This is a genomic window from Bacteriovorax sp. Seq25_V, from assembly GCF_000447795.1.
GTDB lineage: Bacteria > Bdellovibrionota > Bacteriovoracia > Bacteriovoracales > Bacteriovoracaceae > Halobacteriovorax_A.
The window spans coordinates 162,956-183,161 of record NZ_AUNI01000010.1; the positions used below are offsets into that span (position 1 = coordinate 162,956).

General features: G+C 35.7%; 18 protein-coding genes and 1 other RNA gene. 12 read left to right on the forward strand and 7 right to left on the reverse strand.

The annotated features are described in order from the left end of the window. Positions 1-56: 56 nt before the first annotated feature. Positions 57-557 (reverse strand): hypothetical protein, encoded by a 501-nt coding sequence (locus tag M900_RS04885; RefSeq protein ID WP_021273691.1) that lies wholly within the window; start codon positions 555-557, stop codon positions 57-59. 165 nt (positions 558-722) lie between these two features. Here M900_RS04885 and gshB point away from each other — a divergent pair, with 165 nt between their 5' ends. Genes gshB through M900_RS04900 form a run of 3 tightly spaced genes read left to right on the forward strand, consistent with a single transcriptional unit; the run spans position 723 to position 4,072 of the window. Further along, the gene (gshB, locus tag M900_RS04890; protein WP_021273600.1) at positions 723-1,748 is read left to right on the forward strand and encodes a glutathione synthase; all 1,026 of its coding nucleotides are present in this window, start codon (positions 723-725) and stop codon (positions 1,746-1,748) included. Beyond that, positions 1,741-3,729 carry a flavohemoglobin expression-modulating QEGLA motif protein gene (locus M900_RS04895; protein ID WP_021273642.1) on the forward strand — a complete coding sequence of 663 codons (1,989 nt, stop codon included), beginning with the start codon at positions 1,741-1,743 and terminating at the stop codon, positions 3,727-3,729. The genes gshB and M900_RS04895 overlap by 8 nt, the downstream gene beginning before the upstream one ends. Positions 3,730-3,784: 55 nt before the next feature. Further along, complete coding sequence (locus M900_RS04900; RefSeq protein WP_021273722.1) at positions 3,785-4,072, forward strand: hypothetical protein; 288 nt, start codon at positions 3,785-3,787, stop codon at positions 4,070-4,072. 1 nt (position 4,073) lies between these two features. Here M900_RS04900 and rnpB read toward each other — a convergent pair. Next, positions 4,074-4,426, reverse strand: an RNA gene (gene rnpB / locus M900_RS16975) — RNase P RNA component class A. A 148-nt stretch (positions 4,427-4,574) separates the two neighbouring features. Here rnpB and M900_RS04905 point away from each other — a divergent pair. From M900_RS04905 to M900_RS04930, 6 genes are read left to right on the forward strand one after another with little or no spacing between them, the layout of a single operon-like run. Further along, positions 4,575-5,957 carry a TolC family protein gene (locus tag M900_RS04905; RefSeq protein WP_034731374.1) on the forward strand — a complete coding sequence of 461 codons (1,383 nt, stop codon included), beginning with the start codon at positions 4,575-4,577 and terminating at the stop codon, positions 5,955-5,957. After that, entirely contained in the window at positions 5,957-9,109 is a 3,153-nt protein-coding gene (locus M900_RS04910; RefSeq protein WP_021273685.1) for an efflux RND transporter permease subunit, read from the forward strand. The genes M900_RS04905 and M900_RS04910 overlap by 1 nt, the downstream gene beginning before the upstream one ends. A 31-nt stretch (positions 9,110-9,140) precedes the next feature. Further along, entirely contained in the window at positions 9,141-9,467 is a 327-nt protein-coding gene (locus tag M900_RS04915) for a hypothetical protein (RefSeq protein ID WP_021273637.1), read from the forward strand. A gap of 47 nt (positions 9,468-9,514) precedes the next feature. Then, entirely contained in the window at positions 9,515-10,576 is a 1,062-nt protein-coding gene (locus tag M900_RS04920) for a hypothetical protein (RefSeq protein ID WP_021273725.1), read from the forward strand. 11 nt (positions 10,577-10,587) lie between these two features. Beyond that, a complete protein-coding gene (locus M900_RS04925; RefSeq protein ID WP_021273664.1) occupies positions 10,588-11,472 on the forward strand; it encodes a metal ABC transporter substrate-binding protein in 885 nt (294 codons plus the stop codon). Beyond that, positions 11,472-12,281: a metal ABC transporter permease gene (locus tag M900_RS04930; RefSeq protein ID WP_021273638.1), complete on the forward strand. Its 810-nt coding sequence runs from the start codon at positions 11,472-11,474 to the stop codon at positions 12,279-12,281. The genes M900_RS04925 and M900_RS04930 overlap by 1 nt, the downstream gene beginning before the upstream one ends. On the opposite strand, the gene M900_RS04935 is transcribed toward M900_RS04930, so the two are convergent. After that, positions 12,259-12,969 carry a zinc ribbon domain-containing protein gene (locus M900_RS04935; RefSeq protein ID WP_021273738.1) on the reverse strand — a complete coding sequence of 237 codons (711 nt, stop codon included), beginning with the start codon at positions 12,967-12,969 and terminating at the stop codon, positions 12,259-12,261. The two genes, M900_RS04930 and M900_RS04935, sit on opposite strands and share 23 nt — an antisense overlap. An 83-nt stretch (positions 12,970-13,052) precedes the next feature. Here M900_RS04935 and aroC point away from each other — a divergent pair, with 83 nt between their 5' ends. From aroC to M900_RS04950, 3 genes are read left to right on the forward strand one after another with little or no spacing between them, the layout of a single operon-like run. Next, positions 13,053-14,075 (forward strand): chorismate synthase, encoded by a 1,023-nt coding sequence (gene aroC, locus M900_RS04940; RefSeq protein WP_198295944.1) that lies wholly within the window; start codon positions 13,053-13,055, stop codon positions 14,073-14,075. Beyond that, complete coding sequence (locus M900_RS04945; protein ID WP_021273709.1) at positions 14,068-15,093, forward strand: 3-dehydroquinate synthase family protein; 1,026 nt, start codon at positions 14,068-14,070, stop codon at positions 15,091-15,093. Before aroC ends, M900_RS04945 begins: the two co-directional genes overlap by 8 nt. Then, the gene (locus M900_RS04950) at positions 15,068-16,294 is read left to right on the forward strand and encodes a 3-phosphoshikimate 1-carboxyvinyltransferase (protein WP_021273658.1); all 1,227 of its coding nucleotides are present in this window, start codon (positions 15,068-15,070) and stop codon (positions 16,292-16,294) included. Before M900_RS04945 ends, M900_RS04950 begins: the two co-directional genes overlap by 26 nt. Here the strand turns inward: M900_RS04950 and M900_RS04955 are convergent. The 4 genes from M900_RS04955 to M900_RS04970 are packed head-to-tail and all read right to left on the reverse strand — an operon-like array spanning position 16,262 to position 20,187. Beyond that, entirely contained in the window at positions 16,262-17,173 is a 912-nt protein-coding gene (locus tag M900_RS04955; RefSeq protein WP_021273626.1) for a transketolase family protein, read from the reverse strand. The two genes, M900_RS04950 and M900_RS04955, sit on opposite strands and share 33 nt — an antisense overlap. Next, positions 17,170-17,946 (reverse strand): transketolase, encoded by a 777-nt coding sequence (locus tag M900_RS04960; RefSeq protein WP_021273731.1) that lies wholly within the window; start codon positions 17,944-17,946, stop codon positions 17,170-17,172. Before M900_RS04960 ends, M900_RS04955 begins: the two co-directional genes overlap by 4 nt. Beyond that, positions 17,933-19,207, reverse strand: a complete 1,275-nt coding sequence (locus M900_RS04965) for a hypothetical protein (protein ID WP_021273741.1) — start codon at positions 19,205-19,207, stop codon at positions 17,933-17,935. Before M900_RS04965 ends, M900_RS04960 begins: the two co-directional genes overlap by 14 nt. Continuing rightward, on the reverse strand, positions 19,207-20,187 hold the full coding sequence (locus M900_RS04970; protein WP_021273622.1) for an NAD(P)-dependent oxidoreductase: 981 nt from the start codon (positions 20,185-20,187) through the stop codon (positions 19,207-19,209). The genes M900_RS04965 and M900_RS04970 overlap by 1 nt, the downstream gene beginning before the upstream one ends. Positions 20,188-20,206: the final 19 nt, after the last annotated feature.

A 20,206-nucleotide genomic window follows, 5' to 3' on the forward strand; every position in this document is an offset into this window, starting at 1 on the left:
GACTTGGAAATAAAGATGTGGTAACCTGTAATTTTTACAGATTACCAAGAGTAATTTTATTTTTGAGCAACAAGTGCTTTCATGACATTGAAAGTCTCTGGTGAAAGAGAGGACTCGTATTCTTCCCAGATTTGAGATGCTTCTTCAGTCGTTGTTGTTTCATTAACCATTGAAATAACTTCAGAAAGAATTGCATTAGCCTCTTCGATTTCTGAATTAAATATTAAAACTTCGAATTTCTTAAGGCCAAGTTCTTGTGCTTTACTAGGATCAATCGTATTGAACTCGATTTTTCCAGTTCCTTCGTCAAGAATTACAAGACCAATTGAAACCCCAAGAAATAGTGGTCCAAGGCATTCACCGCTATCACAACTACCCATATAGAATAAAGATCCAAGTGTTCCGGCACCTACAGATGCGAGACCTGCAAGAGCGATTTTCCCACCAACAACAGGATTAAAAAGGGCAGTGAAAGCACCAATAGCAGCATGTGAAGATTGAAGTGGAACGAGTGTAATCATTAAAGACATAATAGATGCCTTAAAAAGTTTTTTCATAGATTCCCCCAGATGAAAATACTGATAAGTTTTGTCGACTATAGTAAATAAGAAAGATCTATCAAAGGGGTCGTGTAAAAAATTCACCTTCCTAAATAACTAAAAATATTAAATTAATTATTTGGTTAATCCGATTCGTAAGGAAATACAAACGTTGGAGATTACATGAATATTTGTTTTATTCTAGACCCTTGGGCGGACTTAAACCCTGAAATTGATTCATCACTGAGAGTTATCCATGAAGCAGCCCTGAGAGGACACAAGGTTGCTATTTTTCAACCCAAAAACCTAACGATTAGAGAGAATGAAACTTATGCTTTTGCAAACATTCTGACAAGAATGGATAAAGTTCCAGAGAGTATCCCGGCGTTTTATAAGAAGGCAAAGTTTAGGAAGCAGATGGTTCCTCTAAAAGGCTTTGATGCAGTCTTTTTACGAAAAGATCCGCCAATTGATAACTTAATGCTTAACTTTCTTGACTCTGTTAAAGATGACACTTTTATTATTAATAGTGTTGATGGTCTTCGAAAAGCTAATAATAAGATCTATGTGACTTCTTTCGAAGAAGCTGCAGATTATATACCTGAGACATATGTATCAAAGGATATTGATTACCTTGAACAAGTCATTAATGACTGTAAAAAAGATAAAATGATTTTAAAGCCACTTGATGGTTTTGGTGGACACGGAGTTATTGTTCTCGAAACAAAAGCGAAACAGAATATTAGATCACTTCTTGAGTTTTACATTAGTGGATCAGGTTCGAAAAATTACGTAATCCTTCAAGAATATATTGAAGGTGCTGATAAAGGTGACGTAAGAGTACTTATGCTTAATGGGGAACCGATTGGTGCGATGAAGAGAATTCCAAAAGAGGGAGATGCTCGCTCAAATGTTCATGCTGGTGGGACAGCAAGAAAACATGTCATGACTAAAACAGAGTTGGAGATTTGTCGTTGCATTGGAGCGAAACTTGTTCATGATGGAATATATTTTGCGGGCCTTGATATAATCAATGGCAAGCTTTTAGAAATCAATGTACTATCACCTGGTGGAATTACAAGGATTAATAAATTTAACAAAACCAAATTACAAAAACGTATTCTCGACTTTGTCGAACTTGTACATAAGAGAAGAGAGAATGCCGTTAACCGTAAGATTAATTTTAGGAAAGTAATCGAAGATGCTTAAACTACCAATTGATGAGATTATCAGACGTATTAACGAGGAAGAAGTATTTAGCTGTATTGCTTTAGATGGGTCATTCTCACTATATATAAGTGAGTATGTTCCATATATTTGCGCAGCGATACATGATGGTGGGAACCTAAGACATAGTCTAAGAAGTCGTTGCCTCTTAACTAAAAGTGACCGTTGGTATGAGGAAGATCCACTAACGGCCAGTTTTATTTCTTCTCTTCCAATTCGTATTATCGGGAACGATTCTCGTTATGAGTATGATTTAAATCGCGGGCCGGTAGACTGCGTTTATAAAGAAGCGTGGGGGAAAAAGATTTGGTCGGAAGATCTTGAAGAGGAAGATATTGAAGAATCACTTGAGAAGCATAGAAACTTTTATCGTGTGGTAGATGCTCTTGTTGGTAAAATTCAGAAAAAGTTTAAGTCTTGTGTCGTGTATGATATCCACTCTTATAATTACAAGCGTATCACAAATGTAGAACCACCTATGTTCAATGTCGGTACCGCAAATGTTGACAAGAAATATAGAAAATTTGTAGATGACTGGCTCAAAAGACTCTCAAAACTAAAATCTGATTACTTTGTAAATCAAACAGCTGAAAACCTTGTTTTTCAGGGACACGGTTATTTTTTAAAACATATTACTCAAAAATTTAAAAATACTCTGGTTTATGCAACAGAGATTAGAAAGAGTTATTGTAATGAAGACACAGGAGATATCTTTCCTGAAGTCGTAAATGACCTTAAGTCTGGTTTACGACGTGCTATTCTAGATAATGCAAAACTCTTTATTGAAGAAAAATGTAATATCTCGGTAAATAAAAGATCACATCTTTTAACTTCAAATATCGAGCCTGTTGCTCTATCTGTAGATGCGCAGATCAGCAAAATACTAAAGTCATTTGATTTTCTTTCTTTTATTAACCCAAGTAATCTTGAGGCAGAGAAGAAAAAATTTTTCGCGTCAAAATTTAAAAAGAATCCTGAGTTCTCTTATAAGCCTTTGAAGGTTGATGTTGCTAAGTTCAAAAAGAGTCTCTATGAAGTACCAGTTGATAGTATTCATGACCTTACTTTGCAAAAAATTTATCGCTCTGTAATTGAAGGTTATTGTGATCAGATAGAGCTTCTTGCTTATCGTGGAGATATTAAGTTTAAGTACATGAGTTTAAAATACTTTGGAGAACCTCACGAAGGGGACTTGACACTTGCGAAGTACTTTCTTGATTCTCCGGACAGAGAAAATATTTCTCCACTATGCAATGATGAAAAAGCCGTTACTGTACTTCGTAATGAAATGAAGAGTTATGGTTTTGTGGGGAAGGTTGATTTAACTAGGAATATCCCATCCATCGCTGCGTTCTCACCGACCAAGAAAACACTAAAAGTAAAAAAGGGAATTAAAATAAAGAAGAATTTCCTTGAGGCTCTTTGTCATCATGAAATTGGTGTTCATATGTTGACGACAGAAAATGCTCAGAGACAACCTCTGCGCATTTTTGAATCAGGACTTCCTGTGTCAACCCTTACGCAAGAAGGGCTTGCTATCGCTAGTGAGTATTGTGCGGGACTTTTAACAATTGAGCGACTAAAGGATTTATCTCTTCGAGTTGTTGCTGTCGATCATATGCTTAAAGTCTATGACTTTAAAGAGACATTTAATTTTGTCGTTGAAAGATATAAAATGGATGAGGAAAAGGCATTTTACCTGACAGCTCGTGTTTATCGGGGTGGTGGATTTACTAAGGACTATTTGTATCTTAGAGGTTTTAGAAAAATTAAAAAGATGATTGATTCTGGTAAAGATATTACTCCACTTTTAATTGGAAAAACCTCATACCACTTTTATAACGAAATTCGCGAACTTCTTGATCGTGGAATTTTGAATAAACCAGAATTTATTACGAGATCATTTCAAGAAACACCAATCAAGAACGACGATGTTCTCGAATACCTATTAACTTCTTTTTAAATATTACTTGAGAATTTTTTGATCCTTCCGAATAGTGAAAATATTCGGAGGGATTATGAAAGCAGTAAAAATTATGGAAGTTAATGGTAATGAACATCGTACGGTAAACTATGTTTATAATAACAATGGAATTGTAGAAAATAGAGTAATCCATCTCACGCATATTAATGAAGATATAAATCGTGTTATTTCTGAAGGACTTTTTAATCCTGCTCCACATGTTTCAACTTTTGTTTTTGCAACAGAAAACCCAATTTTGTTTATCGATTCCCTAAGAACAAGATATTGTGGAAAAAATTACGTGGCAATTGCTGTTGAAGAGGAAGAAATCCTCGCAGCATAAAAAAAAGAGCCAAGGTATAAGCCGGGTCCTGTATTCGACTACCATTCGTCTAGGCCTATTGTTACCAATAGGCTCAAGCGCTCGACCCGTTCACAGAAGCTGGCCGCCCCCATAACGTGAACCTATTTGAACTTGCACCGCCTAGAGTTTACCTGTTTTCACTACAGCAGGTGAGATAAATCTCTCGCTGATTGGCCGGCTTACGCTACCCCAATCTAACTCAAACCCCTGTACTTCCTTTCTGTTGCACTTGTCCTCACCTCACGGTGGACGGGCATTACCCGCTAAGCTGCCATATGGTGCCCGGACTTTCCTCCCGAGACCGAAGTCTCCAGCGATAGTCTCCTTGACTCTTGTTTTAATGATTAGCATGGAAGATTATTCAAGTCTATGAAATTTCATTTATTCAATAAAATCTGACGTAATTGTTACATAGTTGTTAACGATGAAATTAGCCAGATGTTCAATAAGTTGATATGTAGAAGAAAATTTTGGGGGATAAATGAAATATATCTTATTAATGACTATATCATTGAGTTCATTTGCTAATTTAAATCAATTTGTAAAAGAATACCTTAGTACATCAAACGAAATCAAATCTTCATCATTTGCTTATGAATATCAGAAATTATTGCTAGAGTTAGAGCTCGATAAAAGACCCTTGGTTTTTTCTCTAGCCAGCGAGAAATCAACTTCTAACTTAATAACAACTCCATTAAATCTCAATCCTACAGAAGAAAAAACAATGACTCATTCTGCGAGTCTCTCGAAGGACTTTATTTGGGGTGGTGAGTTTTCAATAACAGGTTCTCTTTACGACTATGATGCAGCAAGTGACTACAAGAGTTTTTCACAAGAAGTTTCGTACACGCAAGATATCGGAAGAAATTTTTTTGGTCGCAATGAGTTCTTATCAAAAGAAGTTAAACAGCTAGAAGTTACTTTCCAAGATAAGACTTTTGATAATATTAAGTCCAAGTCATTGTTAGACTTTATTGCGAAATATATTGATGTAAAAAAAGAAGTAACATTCTTTGAACTTCAAAAGCAGGCTTTAGATAGAGCGCAAAGAAGATTGAAGCTAATTAAGCGCCAAGTAAAAGATGGTCTTAAAGAGAGAGTTGATCTTTATAGTTCTGAGTCTGGATACCGCTATCAAAAAGAGCAAGTAGAACAGAAGAGAGCATCTTTACTTGTTGCAAAGAAAAATTTTGAAACGAAACTGGAGAGAAATGTTTCTCTAGATAGCTTTCCTCCGTATGAAGTTAAGAAATTGAGATTAGAAGAAGTACCTGCCGGTGAGTTTGAAGATAATTTTGATATCCAAGCAATTAAATCGAAGCTTATATACTTAGAAAAGAATTATGAGAGTGCAGACAATTCAGTATTTCCGATTGTTAAGTTAAGCGCATCTTATAAGACGAATTCAATTAATACAGCTCAAGATAGTCCAATCTCTGATGGGAGTTTTGGTGCCGATAATAGTGCCAAAGCTATAGGATTAACAGTTTCAATACCAATCGGATTTGATGTTGAAAAGAATGCTCGCTCGCAAGCAAATTTAGCGAAAATGAAAGCTGAGTACGATTATAAATTGTTAAAAGTTCAAGTAATGAAGAAAATTGAACAAATTAAAGTTCGCTTACTTGCACTAGATAGAAATATTGACAGTGTTGCTGATAGATATGAACTATCGAAGAAGACAGTCGATGAATACAACAAACTTTATAACAAGGGTCGTGCCAATCTTGATACGGTACTCAGAGCAGAAGAAGAGCTAATACAAACAGAGCAAGCTTTCGTTCAATACAATGTACAAAGAGAGTTAGAAGTATATTCTCTTTATGACCTCTACGGAAAACTTGTAGAAAAGGTTACGAAGTAATGAAGAAATTAATTGAATACTTTGTTGATAAATCCACGGTCGTCAATCTCTTCTCGTTCCTAGTTTTAGTGCTAGGAATATATTCAGCATACACATTGCAAAAGGATATATTTCCTCAAGTTGAATTTGACGTGATTTTAATTAGAACAGATTACCCTGGTTCATCCTCTGAAGATGTTGAAAAGCTTGTAACCCTGAGTGTTGAAAGAGCACTTAAGGAAGTTGATGGTATTAAAGAGCTTAATGCTTTGTCTGCAGAAGGCTCAAGTATAGTTTATCTTACAGTTGATCCGGATGCAAAAATCAGTAAAGTTCTTGATGATGCTAAGGATGCGATTGATAAAATTAATGATTTTCCTGATGAAGTTGAAGATCCAAAAGTATCAAGTCTAAGTAATAAGAATAGACGTGGTGTAATTAAGGTCGCAATTAAGGGGGCAGAATACACGCGAATAAGAGAAGTCTCTAAAAAACTTCGTGATGAACTAGAGTTAAATAAGAAGATTTCACTTGTTGATATTGATGGGTATCGTGAGGATGAAATAGTTGCACTACTAGACCCTAAGAAGCTTGAAGATAATGAAGTTACATTAACAGAGATTGCAGCAGCAATTAAGAAGAGTAATATGAATTTGTCTGCGGGGAAAATTAAAGCTGTCGAGGGCGATGTATACATTAGAACTCTTAACGAATTTAATTCAGTCGAGGATGTCGAGAATGTTGTTGTGCGGTCCAATAGTGAAGGGAAGAAAGTTACAGTTAAAGATATTGCTCATGTTGTTCAACGTCCAATTGAGAACTCCGTACTTGGAAGGTCAAATGGTGAGGAAGCTTTATTTTTAGATATTAAAATTAAACAGTCTTCTGACATTCTTGAGACGACTGATCAGATCAAGGAAACTGTACATGCTTTTTTTGAAAACTCTGATTATAAAGATATAAAATATGATCTACTTGATGATGCTTCATACTACGTAAGTCGTCGTTTAAATGTATTAAAAGAAAATGGGATTATGGGAATATTTCTTGTATTTGGCTGTCTTCTTTTATTTTTGAATTTCTCAACATCTGTGGTTACCTCTCTAGGAGCCCCGATGGCATTTATGACTTCGTTCGCAATTATGCAGGCCTTTGGAATGACTATTGACTTAATCTCGATGTTCGGTCTTATTCTAGTACTTGGGATGCTTGTAGATGACTCAATTATTGTTGCTGAGCATTTTTACCAAAAACTTGAGGCTGGAATTGAACCTCGTGAAGCAGCAAGGCAATCTGCTGTTGAGACATTTAAACCAGTTTGTGGGACAATCATAACTACTATGATTGCCTTTGGAGCACTTTTCTTTATGGGGGGAATCATGGGGAAATTTCTCTGGCCAGTTCCTGCGACTGTTATGATATGTTTAGTCGCTTCACTTTTTGAGTGTTTCTTTATTTTACCTGCACACTTAGCAGATTTTGTACGTCTAAAAAAAGAAAAACAGTGGCGTATAACTTGGTATAAACCTGTACTCGTTTTTTATGGAAAAGTACTGAAGAAAGTACTTAATGCTCCAGCTATCACAGTATCATTTTTCATTATGTTATTTCTTGGTTCAGTGTTTTTTGCGAAGACAATGAATTTTGAACTCTTCCCTGGTGATGATGTTAGAACTGTATTTATGCAATTCAAAGGTCGAGTTGGTGTAGATCAAAGTGTAACAGCAAATGAAATGCTAAAAGTTGAAAAAATGCTGATTAATGAATTTCCTCGTAATGAAGTTCAACAAATTCAAGCACGCGTAGGTCTTCTTGCAGGAGAGCAAGGGAATAAGCTTGGAAACCATTATGGATCAATCGTTATCTATTTAACAGACCCAGTAGAAAGAGAGAGAACTACAGATGATATTTTAAATACTGCTCTCGAAAAAGCGCAATCTCTAGTGTCGAGTGAGTATCAAATAACTGTTAAGAAAATTCAAGGTGGTCCACCAAGAGGTAAGCCTGTTGAAATTGATATCAAAGGTGAATCAATTGCGGACCTTAAAGCTGTTTCACATAAAATCGAAGACGCTCTGAAAGAAGTTAAAGGTGTAACAACTACTGAGATTGATTTTGAAGAAGGTAATGATCAAGTTATCTTTAAAGTTAAAGAGGATGAAGCGAGAAGACTTGGTCTTGACGTTCAGACTATTGCTTTTGAGCTAAGAAGAGCACTGGCGGGAGATACAATTACGGAAATCAGAAGGTCTGATGAGGATATTGATATCAAAATTAAATTTGATGATAGATGGATTAAAGATGCGGCACCGCTATTAGATCTTTCTATTTTAAATTCATCAGGTAGAAGAATTAAATTAGGCAGTGTCGTTTATCTAGAAAAACATCCTGGAGCCTTTGTCATTAGACGTCTGGACAGGAAGAGAATTTTCTCAGTTTCAGCAAGTCTTGATAAGGCCGTGACTACTCCAACAAGAGTGGCAAAAGAATTTGCTCCTAAAGTTAAAGAGATTACTTCTGAATATGAAGGCGTTACATTTAAATTCGGAGGAGAAAATGAAGACACGAAAGAATCGATGGGTGGATTAATTAAGTCTTTCCTTATCGCATTTTCTCTAATTTTTATTGTTCTTGTTGTTATGTTCAATTCTGTCGGTAATACTCTCGCTGTTATGTCGGCAATTCCTCTTGGGATGATAGGTGTAATCTGGTCATTTAAGTTCTTTGGAATGAGCTTAGGCTTCATGGCAATGATGGGAGTTGTTGGTCTCGTCGGAGTTGTTGTAAATGATTCGATTGTTTTAGTTGAGTGTATTAACGAATTTAGAAAAAAAGAACCAGACTTGATTCGAGCAATCTTTAAAGGCTGTTTATCTCGTTTGCGTGCCGTAATTTTGACAACGGTAACAACTGTTGCTGGACTTCTTCCCGTTGCGCACGCAACAGGAGGGGACCCTTTTATTAAACCAATGGCAATGAGTTTTGCTTGGGGTCTTGCTTTTGCAACAGCAGTAACGCTGATCTTTGTTCCTTGTCAATATATTGTATTTGAGAAGCTTTCTAATTTTTTTAGGAAGAAAGAAGACAAAGTTGCTATTGGTATTGCGCAAGAATTAGATGTAATCGAACGTGAAACTGAAGAGTCTATTTTACATACAGAAGTAGAAGCTTGACTTAGGCGTTTTAAAAAGGAATTATAATGGCATGAGGATATTTTTTCTTTATGCCATTCTCTTGTCATTCTTATCGATCAGCTTCGCTGATTATTTTCACAACGTATATCACAAAGACAATTACGAAATAACGACATTAGGTGGGAAGTCTCAGAAACAAGAACATCGTGAAGACTGCGATTTTGAAAAAATAACTAAGGCTTACACTGGCTTGAGTAAGTTATTAAGTGGAGAGAGTGTGTCTTTAGATACTGCTCCTTCAACTCTTGATGTATTAATAACCTCACAGCCAAATTTAATTACTCTCGCAAAATATTCAATTCTTCGCGTACGTGGACCTCCTTCACAGTCAGTTTAATACCTATTTTACATTTATTTAACTAACTATTATTCGCAGGAGTATATATGAATAAGAATATATCTATTATTTTATCTAGTGTTTTATTTTCAAGTGTTACGTTAGCTCAATCATCTCTAACAAAAAATATGAATCCAAAGATTGGGCTAAATACAATTTTTGAATATGTAAATAACTCGAAAGACAGTGACGAAGACGGCTTCTCTTTCAAGGAAGCTGAATTACAGTTCTCATCTGATATTGATGTTTACCTTAAGGGACAGGCAACAATTGCTATTCATAAAGAACATCATGAAGAAGGAGAAGCTGAGTCAGAGGAGCATGGTCATGCTAGCTATGCAGTGGAGCCTGAGGAGGTTTTTGTTGAAACACTTCAGATTCCAAGTGTTACATTTAAGGCAGGGAAGTTTCTACTTGATATCGGAAAGCAAAACCGTACTCACTCTCACGCCCTTCCTTTTAATTCACATGCCAAGCTGAATGATCTCATTATAGGAGATGAAGCAGTGAGTGAGGTTGGGGTATCAGCATCGTACTTATTACCAACAAGCTTCTTCAATGAATTAACTGTAGAGTATTTCACTGCTTCAAATGACGAACTTTTTAGTTCTGAAGATAAACACGAAAGCTCTTACCTACTAAGATATAAATCTCTATTTGATATTAATTCTGCGACAACTTTTGATTATGGATTAACATATCTAACTCAGAGTGCTGAAAACAAGACAGATATTTATGGTTTAGATTTTTCTGTCAAATGGAAGCCTGTAACATTGGGGAATTATCACAGTTTCGCTTGGGTAACAGATATTTTGAAAAAGAAAAAATATGGAACAGATGGCGAGACAGAAGGTGGAGTTAGTTCATACTTAAGGTATCAGCTTTCGCAGAGACTATTTGCTCAATACAAGTATGAGCATTTAGGTCTAGACTCCTCAACTGAAACGAATACAAATGTTCACACTGCACTTATTGCGTTTATTCCGTCTGAATTTTCAAGTGTCCGTCTTCAATATGATCACATAAACGATAAGACTGAAGTCGATGAAAGAGTGTTAACATTACAGTTAAATATTAGTATGGGCGCACACCCAGCTCATGCATATTAGGAATTTCTTTGATGAATAAATTCTTAATCGCACTTCTTGTGTCCATCGCAACTTTTGGCGATGGACGAATAATAACTACAACAAATAATGCAGCTTCTATTGTTAAACTGTTGGTTGGGGATAAGGCGTCTGTTGAATCACTTACGCTTGGTCCTCAAGATCCTCATTACTTGAGTTCAAAACCTTCATTTACTGTGAAATTATCGAGAGCAGATCTTTTAATCTCTATTGGTATGGAGCTCGAAGAAGGTTGGCTACCTCTTGTAACGAAAGGAGCGAGAAACCCTAAAATTCTTCACGGAGCGAAGGGAAGCTTAGTTCTTGGCGAGTATTTGAAAAATCCACTTGAGGTTCCAGTTAATTTAAGTCGTGCTCAAGGAGATGTGCATGCTGCCGGTAACCCACATTTTCTCCTATCTCCTCAACGAGTCTTGGAATTACTCCCGGTAATTAGTACTAAGTTAGTAGAAACTTTCCCTGATCTTAAAGAAGTTGTTAGGGTGAATAGAGCTAAACTCGAGACTGAACTTCAAAATATTGTTCGCGAGATGAAATCAGTTAAGTTTCATAAAAATATCATTATGTATCATAAAACCTTGAGCTACTTTTTGAATGATATGGGTATTGAGGTTGCAGGTTATTTAGAGCCTAAACCAGGCATACCTCCAAGCGCTGCTCATATGTTGAATATCATGAAAACGATAGATGAGAAAAACGTCAAATTAGTTCTTGTTGAAAATTACTTTTCTGATTCAATAGCTCGAAAACTTCAAGAGAAGAAAGATGTGAGAATATATCATATTCCTGTTGCAGCCGAAGGAGTTGAGAAAGTTACTACAATTGTTGATCTATACAGGTATTTGTTGAATATTGTAAGAGTAGAGGAAGGGAAGTAATGGAATTATTAAACTTCTTTCTTCCGGCAATACTTCTAATTATATGCTTAGTTGGAATCCACTGTTACCTCGGCATACACGTCTTGAAAAGAGGGGTGATCTTTATTGATCTTACGCTTGCTCAATTAGCGGCACTTGGGTATGTGGTTGGTACGATATTAGGATATGAAATTGGATCTACCGAATCATATTTTATCGCTCTTTTTCACACTTTCATTGGGTCTCTTGTGTTTGCATACGGTAAACGTGCTAGTAAATTTATTTCAAGTGAAGCATTAATTGGTATAACTTATGCTTTTGGTTCTTCTGTTGTTATTTTACTGTTAAATAATTCTCCTCACGGAGCTGAGCAGTTTAAGGACTTGTTAGTTGGTAAGATCTTGTGGGTAACCGCAGAGGATGTAATAAAAATCTTCTTTATCTATGGTTTTGTCGGTGTTGTTCACTACCTTTTTCGTACAAAATTTATTCCACTATCAGATTATAAAGAGATTAAAAATGGTTTTTTTTGGGACTTTCTTTTCTATGCATTATTTGGGGTCGTTATAACTTCATCTGTTGGAAGTGCTGGAATCTTACTTGTTTTCTCTCTTCTTATTGGACCAGCTATCATAGGACGTGTTTATTTTAGTTCAATAAGGTCACAACTTCTTTTTGGCTGGTTATATGGAGCAGTTATAAGCATAGCTGGAATTATTCTTAGTTATCAAATTGATACACCTGTAGGCGCAACTGTTGTTGCAATCATTGCAAGTTTAACGATAATTCAAACCTTAGTTCTTTCTTTTAAAAATGTTTGTGGGCGATAAGTAGTCGTCCACAACTACTACAAATTGCATAGCCATCATTACTATTGATTTGATCCGCATCACTTCGAGATATTTGAAAACGGCATTTTGAACAAGAGAGTCCTTGAAGAAATGTGACTGGTGAATTGAATCGGTGTTTAGAACGTGTCTTTTCAAAAATTTCTTTTAGAGGCATTTCAATTTCTTCGAAAATTCCACTGACATTGATTTCTAATTTTTTAATTTCTGCTTCTTCTTTACTTGTCAGTTCCATGAGCTCAACTTTTACTTCATCAATTGTCTCTATTAGACCAGAGATGAATTTTTCAGCCTCATTAATATCAGATTTTACTTGATCAAGGTTTTCTAGAAGTTCAAATATCTGTTCTTCAAGAGTATCTTTTTGTGGGATAAGTTTTGAGAGTTCTTTTTGAACAGCTTCTTCTTGCTGTGCAGTTGTAACATTTTTAAGGGCCTCGTTACTACGAGATATTTCCCGATCAGTTTGATCAAGACTCTTCTCGAGTTCGACAATGGATTTAGATTGCTCTTTCAAAAGTTCTTCATGACTGTTTTTAAGTTCTTCTTTTATCGAGAGTTGCTTGTTTAAGAAACTAAGACGCTTTCGCTCTTCTTCTATTATTGAAAGATGTTTACTGATTCGTGTGTCTAAACTATTTATGTCAAGTATTAACGTGAAATTATCCATAAATATATATAATGATAGTCATTTCTTGCAGTCAACGAAAAATGGTTCAAAGTTTGTTATTATAAGTATGTATAAATGATAAAATGGGAAGAATTATGCGTGGTAGCGTCTTTGGGAAAATGTTATCAATTACAACTTTTGGTGAGTCACATGGTGTTGCTTTAGGTGTTGTTATTGACGGAATGCCATCTGGAATTGATTTTAGTCTTGATGATTTGCAAAAAGAACTAGATCGAAGAGCGCCTGGTCAATCTAAGGGAACCACTGCTCGTAAAGAGGCTGATCAGGCCGAAGTACTTTCAGGGATTTTTGAAAATAAAACACTAGGAACACCAATAGCAGTTATTGTACGTAATACAAATCAACGTAGTGGTGATTATGATCAAATTAAGACTGATCATCGTCCAGGACATGCTGATCAAACGTATATGGACAAGTATGGAATTCGAGACCATCGTGGCGGTGGGCGATCGAGTGGACGTGAAACCTTGGCCCGTGTTGTCGGTGGTTACTTCGCATCTCTAATTATCTCTCAAGTTAAAGTGAAAGCATTTATTACTAAGCTTGGACCATTCGAGTATGGTTCTAATTTAATATCAGATATGAGTCTTAATCTTGGGACTTATAACTTTGCAGATCCTTCTAAAGATATGGAAATTGAAAAATATCTGATTGGACTTAAGAAGGATGGTGATTCTGTTGGTGGGATTATTACTGTGAACATCGCTAACTGTCCTGCAGGGCTTGGAGAGCCAGCCTTTGATAAACTCAAGGCTGATTTAGCAAAAGCTGTTCTTTCAATAGGTGCATGTGTGTCGTTCTCATTTGGACTTGGTGAAAAGATGGCCCATATGAAAGGTACTGATGTTAGTAAGAGTAGAGAAAATTTTGGTGGGATTGAAGGTGGTATAAGTAATGGAGAGACAATTACTCTTTCAATGACATTCAAACCAACTTCAACGGTGGGTGATAAAGCAAAATCAGGAAGACATGATCCTTGTATTCTTCCGCGTGCGGTACCTGTTGTTGAGGCAATGATAAAACTAGTTATTGCAGATCATTATTTAAGACAAAATGCTTATAACAACGGGATGTGGCATGAGTAATATCAGAGAGATTGTAAATTTTGATTCACTAAAAAAACAAATCGAAGAAATTGATACAGATCTAATTCTGTTGGTCGTGGATTCTAATGTTTATAATATTTATAGAAATCAATTTGATTTTTTGAAGTGGAAGAATAAAAAAGTTTATCTGTGGAAATCTCTAGATGGTGAAAGTACTAAAACATATGACGAACTAAAGCACTGCCTTGAGTTCTTTTTGTCTAAGAATATACATCGTAATTCACATCTCGTGGCCATCGGTGGTGGTGCATGTAGTGACTTTGGAGGAATGGTTGCCTCCTTAATCCTTCGAGGGATAAGTTGGAGTGTTGTCCCAACAACAATGCTTGGAATGATTGATGCTGCAATTGGTGGTAAGGTTGCTATTAATTCTGAATATGGCAAAAACCTTGTAGGAGCATTTAATCTTCCCGATAATATTTTTATTGTGAATGATTTTTTAAAAACATTAGATAAGGCAAATGTTCATTGTGGCAATGGTGAACTATTTAAATATTGCTTTCTAAATAAAGAGATATATAGCTCTGTTGTTGCAGGTGAAGAGGTTGGAAAAGTTATTTCGCTTTGTGCTGCCTACAAGCAATCTATAGTTGAACAAGATTTTAAAGAAAGTGGTATGCGTAAATATCTAAACCTTGGACATACCTTTGGTCATGCAATTGAAAAAATTTATAAACTCCCGCATGGTGTCGCTGTAGCATGGGGAATGGTGATAATTTTTAAACTATATGATCTCGAGCATAGTCTGGTTGAAATGAAAACTTTACTTCAACATATTGATATTGATATGAAGGAGTCTGCTTGGTTTAACAAAAACTTTCCTGTTGATGAGATAATGACTTATATAATGAAGGATAAGAAAGTGGCATCAAATACAGAGATCGATATTATTTTGACTCCGAATGTTGGAGAAGTAGAAGTTCGAAGAGTATCTTTTAATGAACTCAATGAAAGACTTTTAAGGAAAGAAGATGAGCTTAAAAGATTCATTTTTTAAAGTTAGTAAAAATAGAAACTTTGATAAAGTTATAAGTATTCCAACGTCAAAATCTTTTGCGAATCGTGCGCTTATTCTTGCCTCTATTTGTAAGGACCCTGTTGTTATTAATGAAATCTCAGAGTCTTCTGATGTGAAGAATTTAATTAAGTGCTTAAGGCAAGTCGGGCTTGATATAGAAGAAAGTGAGTCATCAGTAATTGTTAAAAATTCATTTCCAAGTTGTGAGTATGAAACTTCTAGCGAAGAGATCGTTGATATTTTGACTGGAGATGGTGGAACCACAAATAGATTTTTGATCCCTCTCTTAGCCTTGGGGAAAAATCGATATAACCTCATCCCTTCAGAAAAAATGAAAGATCGTCCAATGGATGAAATGGATAAGATATTAAGAGATCTTTCTGTTGATGTTGTACGTAACGAACATACATGGTTTACATTGCAAGGACCACTAAAACTCCATAAGCATGTGATTGAAGTTGATTGTTCGATCTCAACTCAATTCGCAACTGGCTTAGCGCTTGTGTTAGATCAGTTTCATGCAGAAGTGGAGCCTTTAAACCTATCGACTTCAACACCATATTGGGAAATGACTCTAAATCTAATTGAAAGATTTAGAACAGAAAGAGTATTTGATAATCCTGTAGATTTTAGCTCTCTTGGGTACCCGCTAGCATTTGCGGCTACAGCAGGGGAGGTCAGGGTGACTAACTGTCGTGGAATTGATCGTTATCAGGCAGATAGTATTATTATAAAACTATTAGAAAATCTTGGCGTAAGTCTGAGCTTTGAACGTGATGGAATCAATGTGAGACATGTAGGACGACTTTCTGGGTTTCAACTTGACTGTTTTGATTGTCCTGATCTAATTCCAACTCTCTGTTTTTTAGCCGCTTATGCAGAGGGTAATACTATTATTCGTGGAGTTGAAGTCCTGAAATATAAAGAGTGTGACAGGCTAGAAGAAATGTTACACATGCTCGCTGAGTTCAAAGTAGAGGCGTACCATGATGAAGAAACAGATAGTTTAATTATCGTTGGTCGAGAGCCGATTGAAGAAGAGGTAGATTACAATCCTCCCGTTGATCACCGAATGGCAATGGTGGCTTATCTCTTTCAGCGTTACAATGGTGGTGGGAAGTTATTTAATTACCACAGCGTAGATAAATCATTTAATACATTCTTTGATATTATGGAGTAGGGAATCGAAATCTAATTTAAGGATTTCATGTAGCTGCTCCTGTTTACCATATTGAAAAATATAATCATTTCCTAAGCTGTAATGCTTGATATTTAATCCCATAATAATTTCTGATATCATAACGTCACTTACACGAGAATAGATTCCTCCTGTTCTTAAGTGCTCTTCTATAATAAAGATATTCTTATGATTTTTAAGAATGTTTATACAATCTGATGAATATATTGAATCAATTTGCGGGATGTGGAGAATGTTAAGCTTTTCGATTTTTCTCTGAATGTCGAGACATCTTTGGAGCATAATACCTGTTGTAATAATCAAATTGTCTGAATGATTTTTGCCTTGAATGAAATTTCCACTTGTCAGAGAATATTGAAACTCGTGTGTCACGGGCTTCTCATTCCCCTTTCCCATCCTGATATAAGATGGGCCTTGAGATGAATTGATCTCATTTAAGATCTTTATCATTTCTAGTGCATCAGCAGGTGCGTATAGCTTTAAATTCGGAACTGTTGAGAGTATTGAAAAGTCATCGACCATTGTGTGACTATGTCCCAAAGGTCCATAAACAAGACCCCCTCCAGAACATAGTATACATACATCGAGATTTTCTGCGCCTATATCAAGAATAATTTGTTCTAGTGCTCGTCGTACAAAAAATGGAGCGATTGTGTGTATGAAAACTTTGCATCCTGTTAGAGCAAGCCCTGCGGCCATTGAGACAATATGTGCTTCACTTATGCCTTCCATTAAAAATTGTTTTGGAAGCTCCGTCTGGTATTTAGCAATTGAACCAGCTCCAAGGTCTGATCCAATGAAAACCACCCGACAATCTTCTTTTGCTAATTTGTAGATATGCTCGATAGAATCTTTTCTCATTTGATCGTCCTTAGTGACTGACGAAGTTTTTCAATTTCTTCTTCACTAACACTATTTCGATGGTGCCATGAAAGATCTTGCTCAAGAATATGACTTCCAAAGCCTTTTTTTGTATGACAGATTATAACTCGTGGTCTTGTTTGAGCTATTCTTAAAATATTTTGTAGCTCATTACTCTTATTGATGATGTCACATTCTAGAACTTCAAAACCGAATGATTTCCACTTTTCTGGGAACGGCTCTAGTGGGAGAACTTGTTCTGTTGCTCCATATGACTGTTGCTTATTGTAGTCAATAATAAAGGTTAGATTTTTGAGTTTGTTTTTATTCGCTGAAAGTGCAGCTTCCCATATTGTTCCCTCATTGCATTCACCGTCTCCAAGTATGCAATAAACATTTCCTTGTGTATTAAAGGCCATGCCTACAGCAATTGATGGTCCATGTCCAAGTGAACCAGCTGAGATTTCTACTCCTGGAATTTTTGAGCGTGTTGGATGTCCGCCCAGAATTCCCTCTGGTTTGCAGAAATTATTAATCTCTTCTTTCGGAAAATATTTTAGATCGGCAAGTACTGCATATAGCGCAAGACAACCATGTCCCTTGCTAAGTAGGATTTTGTCAGCAGATAAATTTGCATGATGATAATAAAGAGTAGATAAAATTTCTACGAGAGAAAAAGCTGAAGGAACATGACCTCGATTTCCAGCTTGAAACATATCTAGAATTAAATGGCGTAGCTGAAGATTTTTTTCCTGAAATTTAGAAGTATTCATAATATTCATATTTCCAACTGAAGATAGGGTTAGATCTACATTCATTAAGTAAGTTACTTATATCAACATTATTACGAGATAATATATCTAACCATAGTATTGAAGTATAAGCAAAATATGACTCAATATTCTTTCTTATAAAGTACTCAGGAAAGGCTAATTTGAATTCTTTAATTAAAATGCAATTTGAATTAAAGTCTAAATCGTTCTGCGGATGATAGAGGAAGTTTAATAATGCCCTAACTGGATCGTCAACACCTGCAGATTCATAATCAAAAATAATAATTTGATTATGATCTTTTTTGATATTTCCTGGATGAAGGTCAGGGTTAAGAAAAAAACCAGCTTTTAAATCGTTGAATTTTATTTCGCTATTTGTAAAACTCTCATTAAGTAGATTATTGAACTTAGAAGTATTGTTCTCGAGTCGTCGACTTAATAATTCTAATGACGCGGGATGGAGCCAGGTGTCTCTTGCATAACTTACATTAGGAATGTCCCTTGCAGCCATTAAAGCGGAGCAAATCTTTGAACCGATAGCTGAGTCAATACTTGTAAGTGGAGAGAGATTTTTAATTTCTTCTTGGATAATAAAACCATTTTTACTAATAAATTTTATATTTTTAAATTTAAGATACTTCGTTTCATTGATTTGGCGATATTGAGAGAGGTGATATTTGTAATATTTATTTCCAACTCTAAAGCTTGTTCGAGAAGTTTTGGTAAAAGTATTGAATTCAAAATGACTAAAGAACTCGCAAAGCCCTTTGGTATCACTGAAACTTGGGAGTTCTGTAAGTGTATTTCCAAGATAAAGTGGAATAACTCCTTTGAGTGCTGAGAGAACTGGGATGAGGTCATCAATCATGAAATCAAAGTTTGAATCATTGATGTAGTTTATTTTATTCAATATATCGTTGTGGTAAGTTGTTTTGATGGAATCAAGCCCATGCCTCTTTAAAAAAAATGACGCTTCATCTCTAAGTCTATAGTTTCCACAAAGGCTTAGTTCTGTCTTGTGTGAGACAAATTCCACATTAACATTGCATTCTTTAAATAAATTAATGAGATTAAACCATTCCTCATTAATATGAGCCTTGTGAATCTTTTCTCCATAGACTTGACCTTGAATCTTAATCCATTCTTCATTACTTATGTGAGACTTGAGGTATTCTTTAGGTTCTTCATGCAGAGGAGCAAGCTCTTTCCAGATATCACTATAGTTGATTAATGTGTTATCAAGATCAATTCCTACTTTCACTAGAGTATATTTCTTTCTTTTAAAAGTTTTACATTATAATAAATTGAATTGTTTAACGGGTCTGTTAGCTTGGATTCTTTTAGAGATACGTAGAGATCGTTGACGGCATCTTCAATAGTGAATTCAGTTTTAATCCCCAATTCGTTGAAAATTTTATCGGAACAGATTTTGTAAGAGCGATTATCATTAGTTTCAGTAACCTTTATAGAACTTACGTTGAGAATGTTTTTCACCATTTCACTAAGTTCGTTTACAGTGTGGTTCTTCGCTCCGATATTATAGACATTCTTGTTGATAAGAACTTTTGGTGCTGACAAAAGTTTAATGTAGGTGTTGCACATATCTTCGATATGGATATTAGGCCTTTTCTGATCACCACCAAAAACTTTTATTTCATTATTAATATAGCCATGAGTTGCTAAAATATTGACGATAACATCAAGCCTCTGTCTTCTGGCAACTCCACAGACGGTAGCTGGTCTCAGGGAAGTAACAACGAATTCCTGAGAAGAATGACGATTTAGTATTTCTTCACACAGTAATTTGTACTTTGAGTAATCGGTGAGTGGTGAAGGTTCAAGGTCTTCTGTGACTCTCTCTTCTTCTTTGATTCCGTAGACAGATGAAGAGGAAGCAAGAATAAATCTTGATACACCAGCTTCTTTTGCTGTTGTTACTATATTTTCGAAACAATCGAAATTAATTGTCTTTGCAAGGTTAGGATTGAGATCATACGAGGGATCATTGGAGATACATGCAAGGTGGATGACATGATCGATATCGACAAGAGACTTGGCCATAATTGAGTTATCTCGGATGTCACCCTCTATGCACTCAACATTGTGAAGATCGCTAAAAATATCTTTATCACTAAACCAAAATGTATCAAGTACACGTACGTTGTCGTAAATTTTAGATAGCTTAGGAACGAGGGCACTGCCAACATAGCCAGCCCCACCTGTCACGAGTATTGTCTTCAAATTAATCCAAGTTGTTAAG

Excerpts from the sequence above, each read along its gene's own strand:
- M900_RS04910 (WP_021273685.1), top strand. The coding sequence starts at position 5,957 with ATGAAGAAATTAATTGAATACTTTGTTGATAAATCCACGGTCGTCAAT.
- M900_RS04920 (WP_021273725.1), top strand. The coding sequence starts at position 9,515 with ATGAATAAGAATATATCTATTATTTTATCTAGTGTTTTATTTTCAAGT.
- M900_RS04955 (WP_021273626.1), bottom strand. The coding sequence starts at position 17,173 with ATGAGAAAAGATTCTATCGAGCATATCTACAAATTAGCAAAAGAAGAT.
- aroC (WP_198295944.1), top strand. The coding sequence starts at position 13,053 with ATGGGAAGAATTATGCGTGGTAGCGTCTTTGGGAAAATGTTATCAATT.
- M900_RS04905 (WP_034731374.1), top strand. The coding sequence starts at position 4,575 with ATGAAATATATCTTATTAATGACTATATCATTGAGTTCATTTGCTAAT.
- M900_RS04900 (WP_021273722.1), top strand. The coding sequence starts at position 3,785 with ATGAAAGCAGTAAAAATTATGGAAGTTAATGGTAATGAACATCGTACG.
- M900_RS04960 (WP_021273731.1), bottom strand. The coding sequence starts at position 17,946 with ATGAATACTTCTAAATTTCAGGAAAAAAATCTTCAGCTACGCCATTTA.
- M900_RS04925 (WP_021273664.1), top strand. The coding sequence starts at position 10,588 with ATGAATAAATTCTTAATCGCACTTCTTGTGTCCATCGCAACTTTTGGC.
- M900_RS04945 (WP_021273709.1), top strand. The coding sequence starts at position 14,068 with ATGAGTAATATCAGAGAGATTGTAAATTTTGATTCACTAAAAAAACAA.
- M900_RS04895 (WP_021273642.1), top strand. The coding sequence starts at position 1,741 with ATGCTTAAACTACCAATTGATGAGATTATCAGACGTATTAACGAGGAA.
- M900_RS04950 (WP_021273658.1), top strand. The coding sequence starts at position 15,068 with ATGAGCTTAAAAGATTCATTTTTTAAAGTTAGTAAAAATAGAAACTTT.
- M900_RS04930 (WP_021273638.1), top strand. The coding sequence starts at position 11,472 with ATGGAATTATTAAACTTCTTTCTTCCGGCAATACTTCTAATTATATGC.
- M900_RS04915 (WP_021273637.1), top strand. The coding sequence starts at position 9,141 with ATGAGGATATTTTTTCTTTATGCCATTCTCTTGTCATTCTTATCGATC.
- gshB (WP_021273600.1), top strand. The coding sequence starts at position 723 with ATGAATATTTGTTTTATTCTAGACCCTTGGGCGGACTTAAACCCTGAA.
- M900_RS04935 (WP_021273738.1), bottom strand. The coding sequence starts at position 12,969 with ATGGATAATTTCACGTTAATACTTGACATAAATAGTTTAGACACACGA.
- M900_RS04885 (WP_021273691.1), bottom strand. The coding sequence starts at position 557 with ATGAAAAAACTTTTTAAGGCATCTATTATGTCTTTAATGATTACACTC.